General features: G+C 65.8%; 25 protein-coding genes and 1 tRNA gene. 11 read left to right on the top strand and 15 right to left on the bottom strand.

Annotated elements, in window-relative coordinates; genetic code table 11:
- Window positions 1-77 precede the first annotated feature (77 nt).
- Window positions 78-1,643 (bottom strand): DNA cytosine methyltransferase, encoded by a 1,566-nt coding sequence (locus E7773_RS04710; protein WP_293988814.1) that lies wholly within the window; start codon window positions 1,641-1,643, stop codon window positions 78-80.
- A gap of 36 nt (window positions 1,644-1,679) precedes the next feature.
- Here E7773_RS04710 and E7773_RS04705 point away from each other — a divergent pair, with 36 nt between their 5' ends.
- Window positions 1,680-2,147 carry a very short patch repair endonuclease gene (locus tag E7773_RS04705; protein WP_363129876.1) on the top strand — a complete coding sequence of 156 codons (468 nt, stop codon included), beginning with the start codon at window positions 1,680-1,682 and terminating at the stop codon, window positions 2,145-2,147.
- Window positions 2,148-2,625: 478 nt separating this feature from the next.
- Here the strand turns inward: E7773_RS04705 and E7773_RS04700 are convergent, their stop codons facing one another.
- The 3 genes from E7773_RS04700 to E7773_RS04690 all read right to left on the bottom strand — a co-directional run bounded on the left by E7773_RS04700 (window position 2,626) and on the right by E7773_RS04690 (window position 4,817).
- Window positions 2,626-2,811 (bottom strand): hypothetical protein, encoded by a 186-nt coding sequence (locus tag E7773_RS04700; RefSeq protein ID WP_293988812.1) that lies wholly within the window; start codon window positions 2,809-2,811, stop codon window positions 2,626-2,628.
- A 78-nt stretch (window positions 2,812-2,889) separates the two neighbouring features.
- On the bottom strand, window positions 2,890-4,041 hold the full coding sequence (locus E7773_RS04695) for a glycosidase (RefSeq protein ID WP_293989045.1): 1,152 nt from the start codon (window positions 4,039-4,041) through the stop codon (window positions 2,890-2,892).
- Window positions 4,041-4,817, bottom strand: a complete 777-nt coding sequence (locus E7773_RS04690; protein ID WP_293988810.1) for an SDR family oxidoreductase — start codon at window positions 4,815-4,817, stop codon at window positions 4,041-4,043. Before E7773_RS04690 ends, E7773_RS04695 begins: the two co-directional genes overlap by 1 nt.
- Window positions 4,818-4,998: 181 nt before the next feature.
- Between E7773_RS04690 and E7773_RS04685 the strand changes: the two genes are divergently transcribed.
- Both E7773_RS04685 and E7773_RS04680 read left to right on the top strand, forming a co-directional pair.
- A complete protein-coding gene (locus tag E7773_RS04685; RefSeq protein ID WP_293988809.1) occupies window positions 4,999-7,212 on the top strand; it encodes a hypothetical protein in 2,214 nt (737 codons plus the stop codon).
- Between the two features lie 96 nt (window positions 7,213-7,308).
- Complete coding sequence (locus tag E7773_RS04680) at window positions 7,309-8,085, top strand: transglutaminase family protein (RefSeq protein ID WP_293988808.1); 777 nt, start codon at window positions 7,309-7,311, stop codon at window positions 8,083-8,085.
- On the opposite strand, the gene E7773_RS04675 is transcribed toward E7773_RS04680, so the two are convergent.
- Window positions 8,074-9,147, bottom strand: coding sequence for an acyltransferase family protein (locus E7773_RS04675; RefSeq protein WP_293988807.1), 1,074 nt, complete (start codon window positions 9,145-9,147; stop codon window positions 8,074-8,076). The two genes, E7773_RS04680 and E7773_RS04675, sit on opposite strands and share 12 nt — an antisense overlap.
- A gap of 67 nt (window positions 9,148-9,214) precedes the next feature.
- Between E7773_RS04675 and E7773_RS04670 the strand changes: the two genes are divergently transcribed.
- On the top strand, window positions 9,215-10,438 hold the full coding sequence (locus E7773_RS04670) for an FAD-dependent oxidoreductase (protein WP_293988805.1): 1,224 nt from the start codon (window positions 9,215-9,217) through the stop codon (window positions 10,436-10,438).
- A 10-nt stretch (window positions 10,439-10,448) separates the two neighbouring features.
- Here E7773_RS04670 and E7773_RS04665 read toward each other — a convergent pair whose 3' ends face one another.
- Window positions 10,449-11,321, bottom strand: a complete 873-nt coding sequence (locus E7773_RS04665; RefSeq protein ID WP_293988803.1) for a hypothetical protein — start codon at window positions 11,319-11,321, stop codon at window positions 10,449-10,451.
- Between the two features lie 91 nt (window positions 11,322-11,412).
- A complete protein-coding gene (locus E7773_RS04660; protein WP_293988802.1) occupies window positions 11,413-12,687 on the bottom strand; it encodes an amidohydrolase family protein in 1,275 nt (424 codons plus the stop codon).
- A gap of 35 nt (window positions 12,688-12,722) precedes the next feature.
- On the opposite strand from E7773_RS04660, the gene E7773_RS04655 reads away from it, so the two are divergent.
- The gene (locus E7773_RS04655; RefSeq protein WP_293988801.1) at window positions 12,723-14,864 is read left to right on the top strand and encodes a penicillin acylase family protein; all 2,142 of its coding nucleotides are present in this window, start codon (window positions 12,723-12,725) and stop codon (window positions 14,862-14,864) included.
- 112 nt (window positions 14,865-14,976) lie between these two features.
- On the opposite strand, the gene E7773_RS04650 is transcribed toward E7773_RS04655, so the two are convergent.
- The 5 genes from E7773_RS04650 to infA form a co-directional block, all read right to left on the bottom strand.
- Window positions 14,977-15,052: transfer RNA gene (locus E7773_RS04650), tRNA-Phe, on the bottom strand.
- Window positions 15,053-15,082: 30 nt separating this feature from the next.
- Window positions 15,083-15,265, bottom strand: coding sequence for a DNA gyrase inhibitor YacG (gene yacG, locus E7773_RS04645; RefSeq protein WP_293988800.1), 183 nt, complete (start codon window positions 15,263-15,265; stop codon window positions 15,083-15,085).
- Window positions 15,262-16,197 carry a ribonuclease E/G gene (locus E7773_RS04640; RefSeq protein ID WP_293988798.1) on the bottom strand — a complete coding sequence of 312 codons (936 nt, stop codon included), beginning with the start codon at window positions 16,195-16,197 and terminating at the stop codon, window positions 15,262-15,264. The genes yacG and E7773_RS04640 overlap by 4 nt, the downstream gene beginning before the upstream one ends.
- A complete protein-coding gene (locus E7773_RS04635) occupies window positions 16,190-16,786 on the bottom strand; it encodes a Maf family protein (protein WP_293988796.1) in 597 nt (198 codons plus the stop codon). The genes E7773_RS04640 and E7773_RS04635 overlap by 8 nt, the downstream gene beginning before the upstream one ends.
- 1 nt (window position 16,787) lies before the next feature.
- Complete coding sequence (gene infA / locus E7773_RS04630; RefSeq protein WP_293988794.1) at window positions 16,788-17,033, bottom strand: translation initiation factor IF-1; 246 nt, start codon at window positions 17,031-17,033, stop codon at window positions 16,788-16,790.
- Window positions 17,034-17,453: 420 nt separating this feature from the next.
- On the opposite strand from infA, the gene E7773_RS04625 reads away from it, so the two are divergent.
- Entirely contained in the window at window positions 17,454-17,624 is a 171-nt protein-coding gene (locus E7773_RS04625) for a hypothetical protein (protein WP_293988792.1), read from the top strand.
- Window positions 17,625-17,627: 3 nt separating this feature from the next.
- Here the strand turns inward: E7773_RS04625 and E7773_RS04620 are convergent, their stop codons facing one another.
- Both E7773_RS04620 and E7773_RS04615 read right to left on the bottom strand, forming a co-directional pair.
- The gene (locus tag E7773_RS04620) at window positions 17,628-17,912 is read right to left on the bottom strand and encodes a DUF3297 family protein (protein ID WP_293988790.1); all 285 of its coding nucleotides are present in this window, start codon (window positions 17,910-17,912) and stop codon (window positions 17,628-17,630) included.
- Between the two features lie 166 nt (window positions 17,913-18,078).
- Window positions 18,079-18,426 (bottom strand): hypothetical protein, encoded by a 348-nt coding sequence (locus tag E7773_RS04615; RefSeq protein WP_293988788.1) that lies wholly within the window; start codon window positions 18,424-18,426, stop codon window positions 18,079-18,081.
- Window positions 18,427-18,566: 140 nt separating this feature from the next.
- On the opposite strand from E7773_RS04615, the gene E7773_RS04610 reads away from it, so the two are divergent.
- Window positions 18,567-18,968 (top strand): EVE domain-containing protein, encoded by a 402-nt coding sequence (locus tag E7773_RS04610; RefSeq protein ID WP_293988786.1) that lies wholly within the window; start codon window positions 18,567-18,569, stop codon window positions 18,966-18,968.
- On the top strand, window positions 18,965-19,444 hold the full coding sequence (locus E7773_RS04605; RefSeq protein WP_293988784.1) for an ATP-binding protein: 480 nt from the start codon (window positions 18,965-18,967) through the stop codon (window positions 19,442-19,444). The genes E7773_RS04610 and E7773_RS04605 overlap by 4 nt, the downstream gene beginning before the upstream one ends.
- Here E7773_RS04605 and E7773_RS04600 read toward each other — a convergent pair.
- Complete coding sequence (locus tag E7773_RS04600; RefSeq protein WP_293988782.1) at window positions 19,435-19,743, bottom strand: hypothetical protein; 309 nt, start codon at window positions 19,741-19,743, stop codon at window positions 19,435-19,437. The genes E7773_RS04605 and E7773_RS04600 overlap by 10 nt on opposite strands.
- Before the next feature lie 95 nt (window positions 19,744-19,838).
- On the opposite strand from E7773_RS04600, the gene E7773_RS04595 reads away from it, so the two are divergent.
- The 3 genes from E7773_RS04595 to E7773_RS04585 all read left to right on the top strand — a co-directional run bounded on the left by E7773_RS04595 (window position 19,839) and on the right by E7773_RS04585 (window position 23,015).
- Window positions 19,839-20,435, top strand: coding sequence for a sigma-70 family RNA polymerase sigma factor (locus E7773_RS04595; RefSeq protein ID WP_293988780.1), 597 nt, complete (start codon window positions 19,839-19,841; stop codon window positions 20,433-20,435).
- On the top strand, window positions 20,432-21,352 hold the full coding sequence (locus E7773_RS04590; protein ID WP_293988778.1) for a hypothetical protein: 921 nt from the start codon (window positions 20,432-20,434) through the stop codon (window positions 21,350-21,352). Before E7773_RS04595 ends, E7773_RS04590 begins: the two co-directional genes overlap by 4 nt.
- Before the next feature lie 181 nt (window positions 21,353-21,533).
- Window positions 21,534-23,015, top strand: a complete 1,482-nt coding sequence (locus E7773_RS04585; protein ID WP_293988777.1) for an ATPase domain-containing protein — start codon at window positions 21,534-21,536, stop codon at window positions 23,013-23,015.
- The last annotated feature ends 2 nt before the right edge of the window (window positions 23,016-23,017 follow it).

Below are 23,017 nucleotides of genomic sequence, written 5' to 3'. Positions count from 1 at the left end.
GCCGGAAAACTAGGTTCAAGGCCGAGATACGACAGGCGATGAGCTTACTCCACAGAACTTGGTCAAAAAAGCCAATCCTATGCATACGCGATTTCCTCATGTTCATTTGAGGCGCTATCGTTACCTATACCCGCCGCAGCGGTCGGCAAAACACGTGATTCATTTAGTAGCAGCTTGGCAAGAGCGTCGCCAATTTGTTTGGCTAGCAGTGGTGGTACCGCATTTCCCACCTGAGAATATTGCTGCGTGCGGTTTCCCTTGAAATAATAGTTATCGGGAAATGTCTGCAAGCGCGCCGCTTCGCGGACCGTCAAGCTGCGACATTGCTCCGGATCGGGGTGAATGAAATAATGCCCGTCCTTCGCGATGTGGCTTGTAATCGTTGTGGAAGGCTCGCCTTCGAGCTGAACGCGAAAGCGGTCACTGAAATTGCCTGAGGCCCAATTCGCGTGCGCCGGAGCGAGGTGCTGAGGAAAATCGGCCGCCTTTGGCGATCTCCCCTCAGCACGCGCAAAGCGTGCCGCAAATTTATATCGCAGCAGGTCTGACCGGATATGGCTCCGAGTTTCGTGGTTAGTCACTACGAGCAATTGCGGGTCGGAGAGCCACTTTTGCAGGGCAGGCGGACAATCTTTGCCGTAGCCATTAGGAGTGACAGCCGACCGGCCTAAAGCCATGTAAGCTTCGCCTAAGTCCGACGGATTTTGCTGTCCTACGATATCGTTTGTTGCATCAATCCAGGATGCCAGCGTGTCAGGCTCTTTGCTCAAGCCGCTACGAAGTTTTGGCATCCCATCGATGACATCGCCCACCGTTGAGCGGCGTGGCCACGCCGCCAGGCTCAGCGTGTTCTGCCCGTCAGCAAGCACCTTTCCGGCGATGTCCTTGCGAACACCTACTACGATAAGGCGATGCCGCATCTGAGGTACGCCGAAGGATTCCGATCTCACGATAAAATCTTTTGGATCGAGCTTGGCGCGGGCCTTCTCGCTGGCCGGACGGACGGCAAGCAGCACGTATTCACAATCGGCCGCAGGATTTTTCAGGTCAGCGAGTATGCGGGGGAACACCTTCTGTTTGCCAAGTTTTGCAGAAAGTAGGCCCTTTACGTTTTCCATCACGAACGCTGCCGGCCGTAGAGCGGTCAGCACTCGGACGTATTCCTTGTAAAGTTTGTATCGCTCGTCCTTGCTCGCCGTGTACCCGGACTTGCTGGCATTTCTCACCCGACCGACTAGGGAATATGCTTGGCAAGGCGGCCCGCCGATGACCACAATTTTGTCGCTGTGCTCAGCGCTTATCTCGGCAAGGCGATTTTTCAGATGCTTGTTGTCTTTGGCACTGCCTAGACGAAGTTGCAACGACTCGCGCTCGGCCGCAGCCCACTGTTCTGGATAGAGGCTTTTCCAGTCAGGCTCTGGCGTATTTTCGTTCAGAAAAGCATAGTACTCGCGCGGCAATGACTTGCCGAACTGTCGCAGAAAACTTCGCAATGTGAGTGTGGCGTGTGCGGCGGGGTCGCACTCAACGGAAAGCGCTACCTTGAAAGGTGCTTCTTGCGTTTTCGTCGCCGCTGACGAAAATCCTTCGGCGAGCCCCCCCGGCCCTGCAAACAAATCTACGACTGCAAAACCTGTTTTCATGCGCGCATTTTCGAATCATTCTCCACCCCGCGGGCTTTGCCCGGTGGGAGGATAGCGGCGTTGGCGGACGTTGTAGATAGCAAAACCCGCTCGCGGATGATGGCCGGAATTCGAGGAAAGGACACGAAGCCAGAGCTGCTAATCCGGCGTGCGCTGCACCGCTCTGGTTTCAGATTTAGGCTTCATGACAGCCGATTGCCCGGCCGGCCGGACCTCGTATTTCCAAAATATCGGGCCGTCCTTTTTGTGCACGGATGCTACTGGCATCGCCATCAGGCTTGCAGGCTGACAACGACGCCCGCCACCAATTCTGATTTTTGGAAAAGCAAATTCGAAGGCAACGTCGAGCGGGATGCGCGAAAGCGCGCATTGTTGTTGGGGGCAGGATGGCGCGTAGGCGTGGTTTGGGAATGTGCGACACGCCGATCGCCGACGACGGACATAGTTAAATCGATATCCGATTGGCTGGTGTCGCATGATCCCATTTTCAGCTTTCCAGATTAGGCGCGTGAGACGCCCGCCCGCGTTTTTTCATCTCGCGACACGCGGCGAAACGCAGACATAAAGGTCATTCTACCGTCCAGATGAGCGATAGGCTGGATTAAACTCAGCCAACGAAACGCTAGCGTGAAAAATTGGATCTCGCTCATGCGCCCACTCGGCCGAGGGATGAAGCAAATCTATCGAAGGCTAGCCCCCGCCACGTCCGTTTTGGCGGCGGGTCCGCGGGGTGTCGCCTATCAGGCATTGCTTTGTGATATTTGCCAGCGAATCGCGGCGTGTACCTGACCCGAGAGACGAGGCGAGAATTCGAAATTCGAGAAATATTTTTTCTCATGGGGGCCAGATTGGGGGCCATTCAGTTTTCACCGAGAATAATATTAATAAAATTCAGATTGTTATTGAAGAGTTGCGAGTCCTGTAGGCGCACCATTTCTTGTTACTCCGTCAGCGCCCCGTGCATCGCAAAGGCCGGCGGCGGCTATCCCTTCGCGCGTTGGTCGGGCGGATAGTCCTCGGGCTTGACCATGCCTACGTTCGGCCGGTCCTCGACATCCTCGACCGGCTGGCCGCCGGGGGTCGCATTGCCGGGTTTACGCTCGGTCTTCTCGTTCGACGTGATCGGCTGGTCTTCGTCGGAGCGGGCGGGGGACTGGGGACCTGACATGACAATCCTTTCGGATGTTCAAGCGCCGGACGACCGACCCGGTTCCATCCTTAGTGGCTCAATGCACCCCGTCGTTGTTCAGACCTCAGGCGCGGCAAACACGCTCTTGGCGATGTGCGTGATTCGGCACGCCAGATCCGCCTCACCCGAGGCGACGACATAGCGATCGCCCGCGTCGACGATCCCCGTCGTGAAAACCACGTCGCGCAAATACATTTTGTCCTCGATCGGCCGCGTCAGGTCGGGTGCGGCTTCGAGGAGCGGCGTGTGGCTGGTGCGGACCAGCTTCGACGGGTCGTCCCTGTCGAGGATCGACCAATAGGTCCGATAGATACCGACTATCTCCTTCGGTTCGACGCCGTGCCACAGGGTCAGCCAGCCGTCGTCGGTGAGGATCGGCGGCGTCCCGCCCCCCATCCTCGCCGTCGCGACCGTGTCGACATGCGCGCGAATGCCCGGCTCGCGATAGGGTTTCCAGTGCAGCGCGTCGGGCGACGTGGCGAGGTTGATCGATGGGCCACTGCGCCACTCGCTGCCGGGCGGATAGGCGAAGTACAGGTCGCCGAGCGGTCGGGTCTGCGCCCAATACTGACCGCCAATCAGCCCTTCGAAAATGAGCATATCCTTGTTCTGATGGTCGAGCACGATGTCCTCAAACGTCCAGTCGAGCCCGTTGTCCGAGCTGTAGAGCGTGGTCGAATGCCGTTCCGGGCTGACCGAGCAGGTCGTCATCAGCCAGCGGTCGCGGACCTTGGACACGCGCGCATCCTCGATTCCGTAGCATTGGAAGCTCGCGTGCGGCGCGATCGCCTTGTCGTAATGGACCGTCACGACCGCCAGGCCGTCGGGCGACAGTTCGACTGGCAGGATCCACGACAGCGAGGTCAGCGCCATCACCTTCCAGCGCCCGCCGCGGATCAGGAACTTGCGCGGATCGGCGGTGTCGACCAGGTCGAGCGGCCAGGCGTCGAGCACGTAGCGACCACGCGCCGTGTCCGACGATCCGCCGCCGTCCCAGCGGATCGCGTGAACGTTGCCGTCGCGGATCGGCCGCCGCAACGCCTCCGCGACGCGAACGTGCATCGCCAGATTGCCGTTGGGGAGCCGCGTCAGCGCCGGGTTGAACGCCCCGAGCACGTAGGTTTCGGCGTCGAACTGCCCGGCGAGCGGCGAACGCGCCAGATCGACGTCGTCGGGCCCGAATATGAGCCGGTCGACCGCATGCGCCATCATTCCTTGTCCTGCATGCGCGGGGCGATGGTGATCTGCTGGACGACCGCGCGGCGGGGTTGAGTCAGCAGATACTGGACCGCGACCGCGATGTCTTCGGCGCGGAGCATGGTCTCCTTGTTGATTTCTTCCGCCTGTTCCTCGGCGGTGAACGAGGGGTATTGGAAATCGGCGCCAGTCTTGCCCGGCTCGATCAACGCGACCTTGATCCCCTTCGGCCCGAGCTCCTTGCGCAGCGCCTCGGCGAAGCCCGCGATCCCCGCCTTCATCCCGGCATAGACGGTCGAGCCGGGCCCGAGAATGTGCGCGCTCATCGATCCGATCAGGACGATGTCGCCCTCATCCCCCAGCGCATCGACCGCGGCATGCGCGCTCGTCAGATAGGCAGTGAAATCGGTGGCAATGGCGTAGCGGACCTCCGCGTCGGTCATGTCGCTCAGCCCTTTCGCGGGGATCGCCGCGTTGACGACGGCAATGTCGTAATCGCCCAGATAATCCTTCGCCGCGGAGAAGAACCGGGCGACGCCGTCGGCTTCGGCGAGGTCGACGCTGATCCCGCTACCTTCGCCGACTTCCCCGATGCGGTCGAGCGCATCCTGCAAATGCTGCGGATCGCGCCCGCAGACGAAGACCTTCACCCCCTCGGACGCCAACAGGACGGCAATCGCCCGGCCGATCCCCGTCGTGCCGCCGGTGATGACCGCCTTGCGCCCGGCAAGCGCCGGCATCGCAGTGTGGGCGTCGGAAACATCTATCGGTTCGATCACATTGGACATCGGCGGACTCCGTAACGGTTCGCTCCGTCAAGCGACGGTGGGCCGATAGGTTCCTGCCCCGTACCGATAAATGACCATCCGGCAGGTGCGTGACGCAAAGTCTCTAACCAAGGTTGGTGCGGCGAAACCCGCCGGCACTTCCTTCGTTGCCGGATACACTGGGGAGTACAAAGGATTGCCAATGCCCACGGTTCCGCAGCCCACCGATCGCCCGGTCGGACCTTCAGTGCTTGCGTTGCGCGCTGAGCTAGCGGCCGGCATGCGCCCGGTGGCGACCTTTTCGTTGGGCGAATTGTCGGTCGACCTTGCGGCGGGCGCTGACGCGGTGTGGGCACTGATCCGGCGCGGCGGCAGCGGCGGCCTGGCACTGCGCATCGCGCACTGCCCGGGCGGCTGCGGGGCGGTGCGGCGCAAACGCCGCGCGGACGACGAAGAGCTTCACCTGGAAGTGGAGACCGTGATCGGCCTGCAAGAGGTGGTTCTGGCCACCGACCTCAACGAACTGACCGTGCTGCGCGCGACGCTGACCTTGACGCCGTCGGCACCGCTGCTGATCCCGTTCCTGCCGCGCGACGTCTATCCGCTGGGGCGTGGCGACGATCCGGCCACGGCGAAAGGCAAGGTCGAAGCCGCGCAACGCGGGCTCAACGTCGGGATCAGTTATTTCCACCTCGACGAGCCGGACTTCGGGTCGGTGCTCTATTTCCAGAACCTCACCGCGATGAACGACTACTATCGCGCGACCAATACCAGGCCCGACGGCGCGGTCGGTGGGGAATGGCCGGAGATCGGTTACCTTCCCCCGACGCCGCCGCAAAGCGGCACGCCGCCGACTGATCCGTTGCCGGCGGGCAAGCCGGTAACGGTGTCGGACGCGATCCTGGTGTTTCAAAAGGAGGGGGCGTCCGACGAACAGGAATCGGCGCTGCAGTTTCTGCAAATGCTGGGGGCCGCGTATCGCCAGCTCGATCCGGTGCCGACCGAGTATCGCGACTGGGCCGGCCGTGCCGAGCGGACGCTGCGCGACCTGGAAACCGCGCCCGAAGCAACGATCCGCCACTACGGTCAAACCTATGTCCACCCCTACACCGCGTCCGAATATCCGGACATCATGGTCCAGATGATGACCATCGCGACGCTGCGCGATTATGCGGCGTGGCTGCAAAAGCCGATCTCATTCGAAGCCGAATTGTCGAAGGGCGTGGGACGTTTCTACGACCGCAAGCTTGGCACGATGCGGCGCTACCTGCCCAACGTCGGCAAGGACAAGGACGCCGACGCGGTCGACAGCTGGTATCTCTACCATCCGCTGCTCAATCTCGGGCGGCTGGCGATCGAGGGCGACAAGAAGGCCCGGCGCTTTTTCACCGCGTCGCTCGACTACGCGATCAAGGCGGCGCGAAATTTCAACTACGCCTGGCCGATCCAGTTCAAGATCGACAGCTTCGACGTCATCACCGAAGCGCGCAACGATGATGGCCTGGGGCAGACCGATGTCGGCGGCCTGTACGCCTATGTCATGCTCCAGGCGTTCGAGCTCACCAAGGACGGGCGGTATCTCGACGAAGCCTGCGCCGCGATCGAGGCCGCGAAGGACATGCGGTTCGAGCTCAATTATCAGGCGAACCTGACCGCCTGGGGCGCGGCCGCGTGCCTGCGGTTATGGCGCGTGACCGACAACCCATATTTTCTACAGCAAAGCTACGTCTATCTGGCGAGCTTCTTTCACAACACGGTGATCTGGGAATCCGAGATCGGGCGGGCGGCGAACTACCGCGTGTTCCTCGGCGCGACCTGCCTGCACGACGCGCCGTACATGGCGATCTACGAATGTTTCGACAGCCTCGCCGCGTTCGAACGCTACATCAAGGACAGCGGCCCCGATCTCGATCCGGCGGTGCGCCTGCTGCTCAGCGAATATTGCAAATATGCGCTCGACCGGGCGTGGTTCTATTATCCCGATGCGCTGCCCGCCGACGCGCTCGCGGCCGAGAATCGCAACGGGCACATCGACCGCAAACTGTCTTTCCCGGTCGAAGACCTTTACGTCGGCGGAGACCAGGCCGGGCAAGTCGGACAGGAGATCTACGGCGCGGGTGCGGCGTTCGTGTTCACGAGCCGCGCTTTCCATCGCGTGGAGGGCGCCCCGTTCCGGTTTTTCTGCGACCACTTTCCCGTCAACAGCGAGCGCACCTCCGAACGGTCGCTCAATTTCGAGTTGAACGGGGGCGACGATCGGCAGGCCGCGCTGAGTGTCGTCCGGTTGCCCCGGCACACGCTTCCCAAAATCGTCGTTGCGACATCAGCAGGTGAACGCATCGCGCCGCGGCGCGTCTCGGACGATCGGATCGACTATACGATCCCGGCGAACGGCCGAGTGCTCCTCAGCTGGTGAATGGGCGCGGCGCGGGGGCTGAAGCCGAACAGGCTATGTCTTTCCCGCTGCCGTGCGTTAGGGACCGTCGTCTGCCAATCGAGTAACGCCGCCGACATGCGCCTCTCCATCCACGCCTGGCTCGATTATTCGCTGCCCGAGCCCGCCGACCTGCTGTTCGCGCTCGAGGTCGCGCAGACCCCCGATCAGCGGCTGGTCGAGGATTTGCTGGAGGTTGGCGGAACGGGGCCGCTGACGCCGATCGCCGCCGATGACGGGGTAGGGCGGAGGACCTGGGCGCGAGGCGCGGGGCGGGTGACCGCGCGCTATACCGCGACGGTCGAAATCGAGCGGCCCGCGACGACGCTACGCGGCCTGAATGCGGACGACATGAAGACGCTGCCGGCGAACGTCGTGCCGTATCTCTTCCCCAGCCGCTATTGCGAGTCCGACCGGCTCGACACGATGGTGCGCCGCGAGTTCGCCAACGGAACGAGCGGCGATCGCGTCGCGGCGATGGTCGACTGGATTCGCAACCATTTGACCTACGAGCCCGGCGAGATCGGCACGACCGCGGTCGACACGCTCGTCGCGCGGCGCGGGGTGTGCCGCGACTACGCGCATCTGCTGATCGCACTCGCGCGCGCAGCTGACATCCCCGCGCGAATGGTCGGCGCCTATGCCTGGGCGCTCGAGCCCGAGGATTTCCATGCGGTGGTCGAAGTGTGGCTCGATGGCGCGTGGCGGCTGGTCGACCCGACGGGCCTCGCGCCGGAGGAAGGGATTGCGCGGATCGGCGTCGGGCGCGACGCCACCGACATCAGCTTCCTGACGATCTTCGGCCGCGCCGACCTGGTCGACCAAAACGTGACGGTGAGGCGACTAGACACGTAGCACCCAGCCGCGCTTCGCCAGCGCCAGCGTGATGAGGACGGAGAGCGTGCCGGCGATTACCGCGTACAGCAATGAGGTCCAGTCGAGCGGCAAACCGAGCTTCGCGAACGCATCGAACGTGAGCGCCCAGAGCCGCTCGCCGCCGACACGGATCACGAGGACAGCGGTTAGCAGCGCGTGGACGACGTAGAGCGTCAGCGCGACCGTGCCGAGCTTGGTGGCGAGCCTTACCGGTCCCCAGCTGCCGACCCGCGGCCAGAACGATTTGAGCAGGCAGAGCATCCCCAGCCCGATCGCAGCGTTGACCAGCACGAAGGTCGGCGTCCACAGCGCCTTGTTGATCGGCCAGAGGAACCACGCGCCGATTGCGGCGACGAGGCACAACATGGCCGTCCTGAACAACACCTTCGATCGCCCGACCACCAGCCGCTGGACCGCGACACCGATCATCGCGGTGGCGATCGCCGATAGCGTCGACAGCGGCCCTTCGGGGTCGAACACCTTGCCGTACAGCCGTGTGCCGCCGAGCACTGCGCGGTCCAGCCAGCCGCTGAACCCGCCGCCCGGTGCCATGCTCGCGACCCCGTCGGGCGGCGGCGCGTAGAGCAGCAGACCGTGCACCACCATCAACGCCACCGCAACAATCGCCGGCGCCTTCCAGCCGGTCGTCGCACGCGTCGTCAGTGCGCACATCAGATAGACGATCGCGATCCGCGCCAGCACGCCGGTGAAGCGGATATCGATCAGGTGCGTGCTGGCATGGACGATCCAGCCGATCGAGAAGCCCATCAGGTAGAGCAGCACCGATCGCCGCACGATCCGGCCGACGCTCGCCCGCGGCTCGCGCCCGTCCATTGCCAGCGGGAGCGACAGCCCGGCGCACAGCAGGAACAGCGGGAACACCAGGTCGGCGATGGTCAGCCCGTTCCATGGCGCGTGCGCGAGGATCGGGAAGACGTGCGCGTCGGACCCTTGCAGGTTGACCAGTACCATCCCGAAGATCGCGAGGCCACGCAGCGCGTCGAGCGCATCGTCCCGTTTTCTGATCGGCGGCTCGGTCATCGCTTCCCCCGGACCGCTTCTTGCGGCGATGCGCGAAGACAGGCAAGCGTATCCGACGGAGGCTTGGGTGGCAGATCATTACGACGTCCTGATCGTCGGCGCGGGGCATGGCGGCGCCCAGGCAGCGATCGCGCTCCGGCAGGGCAAGTTCGCCGGGTTGATCGGCGTGATCGGCGACGAGCCGGAGCTGCCGTACGAGCGCCCGCCCTTGTCGAAGGAATATCTGGCCGGCGACAAAAGCTTCGACCGCATCCTTATCCGCCAGCCGGCCTTCTGGGAGGAGCGCGACGTCGCCATGCTGCTCGGCCGCACCGTCGTCACCGTCGATCCGGCGGCGCACACCGTGACGACCGATGACGGCGCAACGATCGGTTACGGCAGCCTGGTGTGGGCCGCGGGCGGGCACGCGCGAAAACTGGCGTGCGAGGGACGCGATCTCGCCGGCGTTCATACCGTGCGCAACCGCGTCGATGCCGATCGGATGATCGCTGAGATGCCCAAAGTAACGAACGCGGTCGTCGTGGGTGGCGGGTTCATCGGACTCGAGGCGGCGGCGGTGCTCAGCAAGTTCGGCAAGCGCGTCGTCCTGCTCGAAGCGCTAGATCGCGTGATGGCGCGCGTCGCGGGACCGGACCTGTCGCATTTCTTCGAGGCCGAGCATCGCGCGCACGGGGTCGACGTGCGGACCGGTGTGTCGGTCGACCGCTTGCTCGGCGAAGGCAAGGTGAGTGGCGTGCATTTGGCCGACGGCACGACCGTGCCCGCCGACATGGTAGTGGTCGGGATTGGGATCGTCCCGACAGTCGAGGCTCTGCTGGCGGCAGGCGCAGTCGGGGGCAACGGCGTCTATGTCGACGCCCAGTGCCGCACCTCGCTGCCCGACATCTACGCGGTCGGCGATTGCGCGCTCCACGCCAATGGCTTCGCGGGCGGGGCGGAGCTGCGGCTCGAATCGGTCCAGAACGCGACCGACCAGGCCAATGTCGCGGCGAAGGCGATCCTGGGCGAGGACGTCGCCTATACCGCGACGCCGTGGTTCTGGTCGAACCAGTACGACCTCAAATTGCAGACCGTCGGGCTGTCGATCGGTTACGACCAAGCGGTGCTACGCGGAGACCCCGCGGCGCGCAGCTTCTCCATGATCCACCTGAAAGCCGGCCGCGTCATCGCGCTCGACTGTATCAACGCGACGCGCGATTACGTTCAGGGCCGCAAGCTGGTCGAGGCGGGCGCCACGGTCGACCCGGCGCGCCTCGCCGATACGACCGTTCCGCTCAAGGACCTGCTCTAGCGCCGAGCCTTTACTTCGCAGCGGGAGCCGTTGCGGCGGCAGGGGCCGCGGCGGCGAATCCGCACTGCTTCTGCTCCATCGAAATCTGCTTGGTGATCCGCGTGGCGTTCTGCGCATAGGCGTCGGCTACCGACCCGTGATTGACCGTCTTGCCACGCAGCGGGGTCACGCCTTCGCACAGGTGGAATACGTGCGGATCGGCGGATTTCTTCGCCCCGCCCTCGGGCGCGATCCAGTATACGACATCCTGCCCCGCCGGGTTCGCCGCGCTCTTCGTGGCGTCGGCGACCGTGCTCGTGTCGGCGGCGATCGCCTTCGCCTGGTCGGCGACTTCGGGCGAGCAGGCCGTGGTGGGCTGGCCGGCTTTGATTTGCGCCGCGCACTGATTCATGTCCTGCGTGTATTTTTCGGTCGAGGGCGGGTTGAAATCGACCCCGATGAACGTCGCGATCAGCGCGAGGACGACGCCCACGCCGCCCGCGATCTGCTTGTTCTTGGGGTCCATGTCCTTGTCCATGAAGATCAGGACGATCAGCGGCAGGAACGCGATCAGCGTGATGATCGCGCCGAGCTGGTTCTGGAACAGGAACCGCGCCTTGTCGGCCTGGCTTGCAGGGTCCTGCCTGTTGGCGGACTTCCAACACACGTTGCCCGCGATCGCGAACACCGCGATCACGACCAGCAGGCCGATCAGCAGTGCCATGTTGCCATGGTCGAACTTGTGCTGCTTGAGCATGACGACGCCGGCGATTTCGCTGCCGATCGCGACGACCCAGGCGATAATGGCAAAAAGGCGGAGCCGCCCCGCGGCCGATTTCTGGCCCTGCGATGCGTGCCAAGCCTTCGTGACGTCGACGTCGTCGGTCGGTTTATCGTCGGCCATGCTCAATCCCCTCATCGCCCGTTCTATGGGCATCATCAAACACCAGCGTGCGTTCGTCCGTCAAGCGCGCACATGGCCGCGTCGTGCCTATTCAGCGGCGCATCACCGTGCCACCCTTCATCACGAGCGCGATGCGGCGCACCGCGGCAATATCGGCGGTCGGATCGCCTTCGACCGCGACCAGGTCGGCGAGCAGCCCGACCTTCACCGCGCCCAGCTTGCCGTCCATCCTGAGCCATCGCGCGTTGCCCCAGGTCGCGGCGATCAGCACTTGCGGCGCCGGCATCCCGGCGGCGGCCATCAATTCCATTTCGCGCGCGTTCTGGCCGTGCGCGAACACCCCGACATCGCCGCCCATGCAGATGTGGACGCCCGCCTTCATCGCCAGCGCGAAGCTCGACCGGTTAAGCAGCACGCTGGCGGGCGCGGGCTCAGCGCCGTTCCACCCGCGATAGCGTGCGACCGCGTCCGGAGCGGCGAGCGTGGGACACAGCGCGATCCCCTTCGCCGCCATCGCCGCGAAAATCTCCGGCGTGCCGCCATAGCCATGCTCGATCGTGTCGACCCCGGCGGCAACCGCGCGGCGCATGCCCTCGGCGGTGGCGGCATGGACCGCGACCGGGCGCCCGGCGTCATGCGCGGCGGCGACCGCGGCCTTCATTTCCTCGAGGCTCAGCGTCGGCTTGCTCTCCTCGCCCGGGCGCCAGCGGTAATCGGCGTAGAGCTTCACCCAATCCGCCCCCGCCGCGATCTGGCGGCGCACCGCGGCGACGATCGAATCGACGCCGGACACTTCCTCCGCGCCTTGCGGTATCTCGACCCCCGGCTCGAAACCCTTGGGGCCATAAGCCCCGAGCGCGACGATCGCGCGCGTCGCGACGTTGAGCCGCGGCCCCGGCACGATCCCCTGCTCGATCGCCTGGCGCAAGCCGACGTCGGCGTACCCCGCGCCCTCGGTGCCCAAGTCGCGCTCGCTGGTGAACCCGGCCATCAGCGTCGCGCGCGCGCTGGCGACGGCACGTGCCGTGCGCAGTGCGAGCGGCTCGTGGAGCACCTGATCGTCCCACGGCGTCTCGTTGTACGGATGCAGGAACAGATGCCCGTGCCCCTCGATCATCCCGGGCATCAGCGTGTCGCCGGGCAGGTCGATGACTTGCGCGCCGGCGGGGGCGGCGAGGGCAGGGCCGACCGCGGCGATCTTGTCGCCCTCGACCAGCACTTGCCAACCGGGATGCACCTTGCCGTCCAGCCCGTCGAATACGCCCGCCGGCTTGATCAGGATCGCACCCGCCGGCGCGGGCTCCGCGGCGGGGAGCGCGGTCGTGGGGCCGATCAACGCCGCCATCAGCAAGGCTAGCCACCGCATGGTCATCTCCCCGTTCGCGCGTTACGCTCGCGGGCATGAATAGCCTCGCCCGCCTGCCGCTCCTAGCCCTTGCGCTGCTCGCCACTGCGCCCAGCGCGCGCGCCGCTGATCCCGAGATGATGCGCTGGCGAGCGGAAGCCGCCAACGTCACGATCACGCGCGACGATTGGGGGATCGCGCATATCGCGGGGAAGACCGACGCGAACGCGGTGTTCGGGATGATCTACGCCCAGGCCGAGGACGATTTTTCGCGGATCGAGGCCAATTACCTCACAGCGCTCGGGCGGAGGGCGGAAGCGCCGGGGGCGGGGGAGGACGCGGTCTGGGCCGATCTGCGCCAGCGGCTGTTCGTCGATCCGGTCGAGTTGAAGAAGGACTATGCCGGCGCGCAGCCGTGGCTCAAGAAACTGATGAATGCTTGGGCCGACGGGCTCAATTTCTACTTGGCGACGCACCCCGGGACCAAGCCCAGGGTGCTGACCCGGTTCGAGCCGTGGATGGCGCTGAGCTTCACCGAAGGGAGCATCGGGGGCGACATCGAGCGGATCTCGCTCTCCGAACTAAAGACGTTCTACGGCAAGCCGACGCCCAGAACCGCGATGGAGCTGGGCAAGATTCCGCGCGAGCCATCGGGCTCAAACGGAATCGCGATCGCGCCCAAGCTGACGAAGGACGGCCACGCACTCCTGCTGATCAATCCGCACACCAGTTTCTACTTTCGCGCCGAACAGCAAGTGACGAGCGGCGAGGGGCTCAACGCCTATGGCGCCGCGACCTGGGGGCAGTTCTTCGTCTACCAGGGTTTCAACGCAAAGGCGGGGTGGATGCACACCTCGTCGGGGGTCGATAACGTCGATGAATTTGCCGAACCTGTGGGCAGTGCGATCGCCACACCGGTGACGATCGCGTTCCGTCGGGCCGACGGGTCGCTCGGCGAACGGACGTTCGACACGTATCGTACGAAACATGGCCCGATCGTCGCCGAGCGGAACGGCAAGTGGCTCGCAACCGCCCTCATGTGGAAGCCGGTCCCGGCGCTCGAACAAAGTTTCCTGCGCACCAAGGCGACCGATCTCGCCAGCTATCTTCGGGTCGCGGAGCGCAAGGCCAATTCGTCGAACGACACGTTGTTCGCCGACAGCAAGGGCGAGATCGCGTTCCTGATGCCGCAGTTCATGCCGGTGCGCGACGATCGCTTCGACTATACGCGCCCGGTCGACGGGGCGAACGCGGCGGCGGACTGGAAGGGACTGCATAGCCTCGCAAGCTTGCCGAGCGTGCTCAACCCGCGCGTCGGCTGGGTGCGTAACTCCAACGACTGGCCGTGGGACGCGGCGGGACCGGACAGCCCGAAGGCGGCGGACTTCCCCAAATACATGGACCAAGCCGGCTGGAATTATCGCGGCGTCCATGCCGACAATTTGTTGACCGGCCACGCGGGATGGACGCTCGACGGCCTGCGCGCGGCGGCGTTCGACAGCGACCTGCCGGCGTTTCGCGCGCTGCTGCCCGGACTGTTCGCGGCATACGATGCGCTGCCCGGCGACGACCCGCGCCGTGCCAAACTCGCCGAGCCTGTCGCGCTGCTGCACGCATGGGATTTCCGCTGGGGCCTCGATTCGCGCCCGACCAGCCTCGCCGTATTCTGGGGCGACACCTTGTGGCGCGAAGTCGGCAGCTTCGCGCAGGCCGAGCGGATGAACGTGCCCGACTATATCGAAAAGCGCGTATCGCCGGCGGCCAAGCTCGACGCGCTGTCGGCGGCGGTCGACCGGCTGCAGCGCGATTTCGGCAGCTGGCGGATTCCGTGGGGCCAAATCAACCGCTGGCAACGGTTGGACGATTCGATCGTGCCGCATTTCGACGATGCCGCGCAGTCGATCCCGGTCGGCTTCGCCTCCGCGCAATGGGGCAGCCTCGCGTCGTTTGGCGCCAAGCCGTGGCCGGGGACGAAACGCTATTATGGCACCAGCGGCAACAGCTTCGTCGCGGTGGTCGAGTTCGGTCCGCGCGTTCGCGCGCTGGCGGTTACGGCAGGCGGGGAGAGCGGCAATCCGCGCTCGAAGCATTTTGCGGATCAGGCAGAGCGGTACGCGACGGGCAATTTGCGGCCGGTGTATTTCTATCCGGACGAGCTGGCGGGGCATGTCGAGCGGCGGTATCGGCCGGGGGAATAGGGATTAACCAGCGCGCCGCGGCAAAGCCGCGTCGTCGGTCGTCAGCGGTGCCGACGCCGGCCGCGCTGGCGCGTGGTGCATTTAGCTGCGCTAAATTTCCCGCGCTCAGCGGTGGTGCCCAGGGACGGGATCGAACCGCCGACACTGCGATTTTCAGTCGCATGCTCTACCAACTGAGCTACCTGGGCCTGCGCGGGTACCGCGAGAGAGCGGGCCTCTTAGTCGCGGGTTTCGGGCGTGTCTAGTGTAGGTCTTGGGGCTTCCGGATCGACCGGCGCGCCAGGAATGGCATAGCCTTCGCCGAGCCATTTGAGCAGGTCGCGATCCTTGCAGCCGCGGCTGCAGAACGGCTTGTGCTCGGGCATCGTCGGCTTGCCGCAGAGCGGACAGGTGTCGGTCATCGCAAGGAAATGGGGACGCCGGTGCGACGCGACAACTCGGCGATCAGGTGCGGGCGGTCGTCGAGCCAGCGGCGAACCGGCGTGGGGACATCGTGTACCGCCGCGACCGGCGGCGGAATGCGTGCGATCCGGCGGAGCAGGGCCAGCGCCTCGGTCGCGACCGGATCGGCGCGTAGCAATTCGGGGAGCGAGGCGCGCGGGCGGGGGCGAACGATCTGCAGGAACCCGAAACCGTTGAGCGCGGTGCGCTCGAACGGTTGCGGCAGCGCGGCGTCGATTGCTTCGGCGACCGCGCGGCGCTCGGCCTTGCCCGTCACGGTCGGGAAGTCGATGCCGATCGACCCGCCGATATCGTGGCGCATGATCGCCTCCGCCGCCGCGGTCGCTGCCGTCACCGCCAGTGCCGCGGTCGCGCCGGGGCCGTCGACGTCGAACAGCGTCATCGCCGGGGTCGGCGACAGGCGCAGGCTCCCGCCGGCAAAGGCGATCTCGCCGGTGAGCGCTTCGTCGAGTACCTCGGACCAGTCCGCCGCTTCGAGCGCGTCGGGCTCGTGCGCATGGAGCATCCGCACCGCGTGGCCGCTCGCCCGGCAACGCGTAAGCAGATCGGGGCCTTCCGCCGGCGCGGCGTCGGTCGCGATCACTTTGGCGAGCTTGACTCGTCCTGCCTCGGGCAGTGCTTCGCGCACTACCTCGACCCGCAGCCGCGCGCCCTCGGTCACGCCCGGCGGTACCTGCGCGATGACCGCCGCGCCCGCATCGCCCTCGACTCGCGACAAGCCCACCGCGACGCGCTCGACCAGCCGCGCCTCGAACACCGTCCCAACCCGCAACCCACCCGGCCGTTCGATCCGCGCCGCGACGATCCGCCCGCCCTCGACCAACGCGGCGCGCGCCTCGCCGATCCCGGCCTCGTACAGCCACTCAGCCAAGCGGCAGGCCCGCGCTGCGCAGCATCCCCAGCGTCTCGAACACCGGCAGCCCGACGACGTTCGAATGGCTCCCCGCGAGGTAGCGCACGAAACCCTCGGCGCGGCCTTGGATCGCATAGCCGCCGGCCTTGCCCATCCCTTCGCCGCTCGCGACGTACCAGTCGATTTCGACGGGCGAGAGCGGCTTGAACCCGACGATCGTGTCGACCACGCGCGTGCGCGGCTTGCCGTCCGGCCCGACCACGCAGACGCCAGAATAGACGTGATGCCGCCGCCCCGACAGCAGCCCGAGCATGCGGCGTAGGTCCGTCTCGTCCGCAGGCTTTTCGAGGATGCGGCGCCCCACTGCCACGGTGGTGTCGCCCGCGAGCACGATCTCTTCCGGCGCTCGCGCGACCGCGAGCGCTTTCGCCTCGGCGAGTCGCGCGACATAGGCGCGCGGCACTTCGCCCTTCAACGGGGTCTCATCGATCTCTGGAGCGGCGATCCGGCTCGGTACCACCCCAATCCGCGCGAGCAACTCGCGGCGGCGCGGGGAGGTGGAGGCGAGAACGAGGGTAGGCGCAGGCGCCTTCGCGCCTGGCGGCATGTTATCGCGGCCCCGGCCCGTCGCGGCCCGGCATGAAGCGATAGGTGATGCGGCCCTTGGTCAGATCATATGGCGTGAGCTCGACCAGCACTTCGTCGCCGACCAGCACGCGGATGCGGTTCTTGCGCATCTTGCCGGCGGTGTGGCCGAGAATTTCATGGTCGTTTTCCAGCCGGACGCGGAACATGGCGTTGGGGAGGAGCTCCACCACCTGGCCGCGCATTTCGAGAAGTTCTTCTTTTGCCAAACAAGCCTCTGGGTAAATCGTGGGAAATTCGCGATGGGCGCCCTTAGCGGAAAGCCGCACGCCGCACAACGCCGGCCCATGTCGGGGAAAGGCAGGCCGGCCCCGTGGGGCGAATGTTCCCAATGTTCGCACTGGCCATGGACGGCGACGGCGGCGCGACCAGCCCGCCGGCAAGCGCGGAAGATTACAAGGATTACACCGATGGTGGAGCGGGACGGCAGGGGACCGGCGAACGTCGCGCCTGCGCCTCGCGCGCGAAGCGACAATCGAGGGAATATGCAAACGATCAAAGAGCGCGGCCCCACAAGCGACTGGCCCCCGGATCATACCATGGTTCAGCCTCTGTAGGAAAACGAAACCGGGAACAGAGCATGAATCCAATGCGTTAGGGGCGCATCTTTCCAACAGGAGCGCGATACCATGACCGAACGCCACATCATCGAGCCGCACCCCGACGACAAACGCTATGTCCGCCGCGACAAGGACGGGCAGTTCAGCGACGAGGTCGACGTCGGCAAGAGCCTTGCCGCCGACGAGCGCCAGCATTCAGGGCACAAGAAGCCGCGGAACGAAGGGGATCGGGGCGATTGAGGCCTAGTTCGCTTCGGCGTCGGCGTCTTCGCCCCGATCGCCCCCGCTTTCAAACCAAGCCTCTACCGGCCCGCTCAGCTTAAGCGTCAGCGGGTTGCCGTGGCGATCGACCTTCTTGCCTAGCGCGACGCGGATCCAGCCTTCGGAGATGCTGTATTCCTCGACGTCGTGGCGCTCGCTGCCTTTGAAGCGGATACCGATGCCGCGTTGCAGCTTTTCCTGGTCGAAATGCGGGCTGGCGGGGTTGGTCGACAGGCGGTCGGGCGGGGTGTCGCTGGGCTTGGTCATGGTGCGCGGCCTTGCCGCCGGTTGACGGAAAAAGCAACGGCGCGGGAGTCGCCTCCCGCGCCGTTCTTTCGGGTGGCGCCACGCCGTCGGACGAAGCCGCTGCGCGGCCTCGCCGCCCGCCGCGGCGTCTCAGGGATTAGCTTGCGCTAATCCCTGTGCGCCCGCGTCAGTAACACACCCGCACGCGGACGCTGCGGCCGTAATACGGGTCGTAGCGGCGCTCGATGCGGCACGCGCGATAATTGTAGCGGTAGTCGTTGTTATAATAATTGTACCGCGGGTAAGTGTTGTAATTGTTGTAATAATAATCGTCGCGATAATAGCGGTCGCGATTGGCGCTCGACGCCAGCGCCGCGCCGATCGCGAGGCCGGCGACGCCCGCGACGATCGCCGCGCCGTCGTTGTTGCGGTGATAACGGCCGCGGTAATATTGCGCGTCGGCCGGCGCTGCCGCGGTCAGCGCGGTCGCGCCCAGGCTGGCAGCGAGCACGGTCTTGGTCAGAAAATTGGTCATCTCGAACCTCCTTCTAAGAGCCCGGTTCCGCATTGCCTATCAACGCAGAACTGTCCGAGCTTGTTGCAAGCTTGTAGGCGATTCGGTCTGAATGGCCGCTGAGACGGGCGTTCAGTTAACGTTTAGATAGGGAAGCAGCTATGGCGTATTGGTTCTTGCGGTCGGAGCCGGAGGTCTACGGCTGGGGCCATCTCGTCCGCGATGGTGTGACCGAATGGGACGGCATCCGCAATTACACCGCGCGCAACTTCCTGAAGGACATGGCGGTCGGCGACCGCGCGATCCTGTACCATTCGAACACCGAGAAAGCGTGCGCGGGGGTGATGGAAGTCACGCGGACGTGGCGTCCCGACGGCGAGAAGGGCGATTGGGCGAGCGTTGAGGTCAAGCCGGTCGCGTCATTGCAGCACCATGTCACGCTGGCCGAAATGAAGGCCGAGCCGCGGCTCGCCAAGATCGAGGTGCTGCGCCAGTCGCGGCTGTCGGTGACTCCGGTGCGCGACGACGAATGGGCGGTGCTGATGGAGATGGCGAAAGGATGACCGGCGCGCTCCACCTGCTGTGCGGCAAGATCGCGGCGGGGAAGTCGACGCTGTCGGTGCGGCTGGCGGCGAAGGCGGGCGGGGTGGTGATCGCGGAGGATCACTGGCTGTCGACGCTCTATCCGGGCGAGATCGCGGACCTTGCCGATTATCTGCGCTCGAGCGAGCGGCTACGCGCGGCGATCTCACCCTTGATCGTCGCGATGGTGCGCGGCGGGCAGGCGGTGGTGCTCGATTTCCCCGCGAACACGGTCGCGAGCCGCGCGTGGATGAAGGAACTCGCGGATGCGGCGGGGGTGACCGCGACGTTGCACTTCCTCGATCCGCCCGACGACGTGTGCCGCGCGCGGATGCATGCGCGCAACGCGAGCGGCACGCATCCATACCAGGTCGACGACGCGACCTTCGACCAGTTCACCGCGCATTTCGTCGCGCCGACCGATGCCGAGGGGTTCGCGATCGCCCGCTACGGCTGATCGCTGCCCTTGCCGGTCTGCGGGAAGCCGTCGCCCGCCGCCGCGTCGCTGTCGTAATCCTCGCCCGGATTGCCCCCGCCGGCGCCCGCGCCGCTGCCGCGAACTTCGCCGGTCCTGGGGTCGAAGAAAGCGCGGCGGCCGGCATCGGGCGGCAAGTCCTCGTCGGGCGGTGCGGCGTCGTCGGGGCGCTGCGCGACGGTGCCGGCCGGCAGCTTCGCGCCCTCCGCCGCCTCGCGGGTCCGGTCGTAGTCCTGCCCCGAATAGCCGTCGCCGCGATCGAATGCGTTGCCGCCGGTCATGCTGCATCTCCTTCGCCGGATAGAAACGCAGCACACCGCAAAGGGTATCCCGGCTTCACCCGTTAATCGGCGAGGAGTAACATAGCGGCGTGTTGATGCGGCAGATGACGCCCGCGCGGGAGACCGCGGCGGCGGACAGCGACGATGCGGTGATGGTGCGCGTTGCCGCGCGCGATGCGCTGGCGTTTTCGCGCGTAGTCGAAGCGCAGCTTGGGCTGGTGCACCGCGTGGCCTACCGCATGTTGGGTGATGCGGCCGAGGCCGAGGATGTCGCGCAGGAGGCGCTGCTCAGGTTGTGGGCATCGGCGGCCCGCTGGCGGCCGGGACAGGCGGGGATCGCGGCGTGGCTGACGCGAGTCGCGGTCAACCTGTGCCTCGATCGCCTCAGGCGGCGGCGCTTTTCGAGCGATGCCGAGGTGCCGGAGCGCGCTGACGAGCGGCCGCGGGCAGACGCGGCGATGGCGGAGGAACAATTGCGCGCGGCGGCGCTCGCCGCGCTGGGCGACCTGACCGAGCGGCACCGCGCCGCGATCGTGCTGACGTATTACGAGGAGCTGCCCAATGCCGCGGCGGCCGAGGTGCTTGAGATGAAGCTGAAGGCGTTCGAATCTTTGCTCCTGCGCGCGCGGGGCGCGATGCGTGTCGCGCTGGCGGCGCGCGGATTGACCACGCTGGCGGGGGACACGGCATGACCGCGTTTTCGGCCAGCGAGCAAGCAGCGCTCGACCGAGTCACCGTGCCGCCGATCCGCGCGGGCCTGGCGGGGGACGTAGTCGCGGCGGCACGTAGCGGTGCGGCACTCCCGCGGCGTTCGGCGCGCAGCGGGTGGCGGCGGCACGGGCGGCTGTTGCTGGGTGCCGGCGCGCTCGTCATCGCCAGCGCGACCGCGGCGGCGACCGGGCTGCTCGACCATTTGCCGATCCGCATTCCGGGGATCACGCGCGTCGCCGCGGCACCCGCGCCCAAGCCCAAACATGTCGTTCGCGTCGAAGAGCCGCGGGCCGAAGCCGGCAAGCCGGTCGCGCTCGCCGCGCTGCCGCTCGCCGATCCCACGCCCATCGCCCCCGCCCCGGAGGAGCAATGGCGCGAGCGCCGCGCGGCGCGGATCGCCGCCGGCTTGCCGGTCGCTCGTCCGCTGATCCAGCGCGCGATGGCGGCGAAGCTGCGCGCACTCCCGCCCGATCAGCGCGCGGCCGCGATCGCCGAATGGCGGCGGATCAAGGCGCTGCCGCCGGCCGAGCGCAAGCTCGCGGTCGCGAAGATCAAGGCCGATTTCCTCGCGCAGCATCCGAAGATGGCGGCGCGCTACGAAGCACGGCTGGAGGCGCGCTCCGCGGCCGCCGCCGACGGCAACAAGCCGCAGATTGGGCCGCCGCTCCCCGCCGCGGCACCACGGCCCGGCGCGCTCACCCCTGACCAACGGGCCGAGCGCCGCGCACGGCGCCAGGCGATGCTCGCCGGCCTGACGCCCGAACAGCGCGCCGAGCGCCAGCAGCAGTGGCGCGCATGGCGGCAACAGCGCCGCGCGATGGGTCTGGGCGGAGCGATGGGCGGGGGCCGCTGGCGCCGCAATGGTGCTGCCGAAGGATCGCCGCGCCTCCAGCGTTAAGCGCCAGGACGGCGCCGTCTTTCCCATCCAATTTCGGCGGCGCCGTCGCCCCGTCGACGCCGTGCGCCCTTCGCGCCGCTTCCATCCCATCGGATCAAAATCGTCGTTGCGGCATTGAGCCAAGTTAGGTTGTAACGGTCGCGTACCTGTTAGCCGTAATCAATCGCGCGACGGAGTGACGATGGATAACTACGAAACCGGCGTTGCCGGACTGGACGAAATACTGGCGGGGGGCTTGGCGAAGGGCCGGCTATACTTGCTCGAGGGTAGCCCTGGCACCGGCAAGACCACGATCGCCACGCAATTCCTGATGGCGGGCGCGGCAGCGGGCGAGACCGTTCTGTACATTACCCTGTCGGAAACCGAGCAGGAGTTGCGCGACGGCGCGGCGTCGCACGGCTGGACCTTCCCCGATAACTTCAAAGTGTTCGAACTGATCCCGCCGGAGAGCCTCCTCGACGAGGACCAGCAGCAAAGCCTGCTTTATTCGTCCGATCTCGAACTCGGCGAAACCACCAAGCGCATCTTCGAAGCGTTCGAGCGCGTGAAGCCGTCACGGGTGGTGCTCGACAGCCTGTCCGAAATCCGCCTGCTCGCGCAAAGCTCGCTGCGCTATCGCCGCCAGATCCTCGCGCTCAAGCACTATTTCGCGAAACACGACGCGACCGTGCTGATGCTCGACGATTTGACCGCGGACGTGATGGACAAGACCGTGCACAGCGTCGCGCATGCGGTGATCCGGCTGGAGGAATTGTCCCCCAGTTACGGCGCCGAACGGCGGCGGATGCGCGTGCTCAAATATCGCGGGCGGCGCTATCGCGGTGGCTTCCACGACTTCGTGATCGACACCGGGGGCGTGCGCGTGTTCCCGCGTTTGGTGTCGGCCGAGTACCGGGCGGGTTTCGCGCGCAAGACCGTGGCGAGCGACAACGAGTCGCTGAATCGGCTGCTAGGCGGCGGACTAGAGCGCGGGTCGAGCACGCTGATTCTAGGACCATCGGGCACGGGCAAGTCGCTGCTCGCGCTCAGTTTCGTGAAGTCGGCGGTAGCACGCGGTGAAAGCGCGGCGATGTTCGTATTCGACGAAGAGCTCGGGCTGTTGTTCGAACGGTCGAAGGGGCTGGGGATCGACCTGCAGGCGATGGTCGATGCCAAGAAGCTGGTGATCGAACAGATCGACGCGGCAGAGTTGACCCCGGGCGAGTTCTCGGAGCGGGTTCGCGTCTGCGTCGAAAAGCATGGCGCACGTACCGTCGTGATCGACAGCCTCAACGGTTACCAGGCGGCGATGCCCGAGGAACAGGCGCTCGTTCTGCACATGCACGAATTGCTGCAATATCTGAACCGTCAGGGCGCGACGACCTTCCTGACGGTGGCGCAGCACGGACTGGTCGGCGACATGAAGGCGCCGGTCGATGTCACCTATCTGGCCGATACCGTCATCCTCTTGCGTTATTTCGAGGCGCTCGGGCGCGTTCGTCGCGCAGTTTCGGTCGTCAAGAAACGCACGGGCACGCACGAAGACACGATCAGGGAGTATATGCTCGGCAGTCAGGGGATCACGCTGGGCGAGCCGCTCGCGGGATTCCAGGGCGTGTTGCGCGGCGTGCCGAGCCTGCTGCACGAAGGCAGTGCCACGCTGCTGGATACGAGCAAGGCGTAGCC

This window comes from Sphingomonas sp. (assembly GCF_004799495.1).
GTDB lineage: Bacteria > Pseudomonadota > Alphaproteobacteria > Sphingomonadales > Sphingomonadaceae > Sphingomonas.
This window is presented reverse-complemented; position numbering and strand designations above follow the sequence as displayed.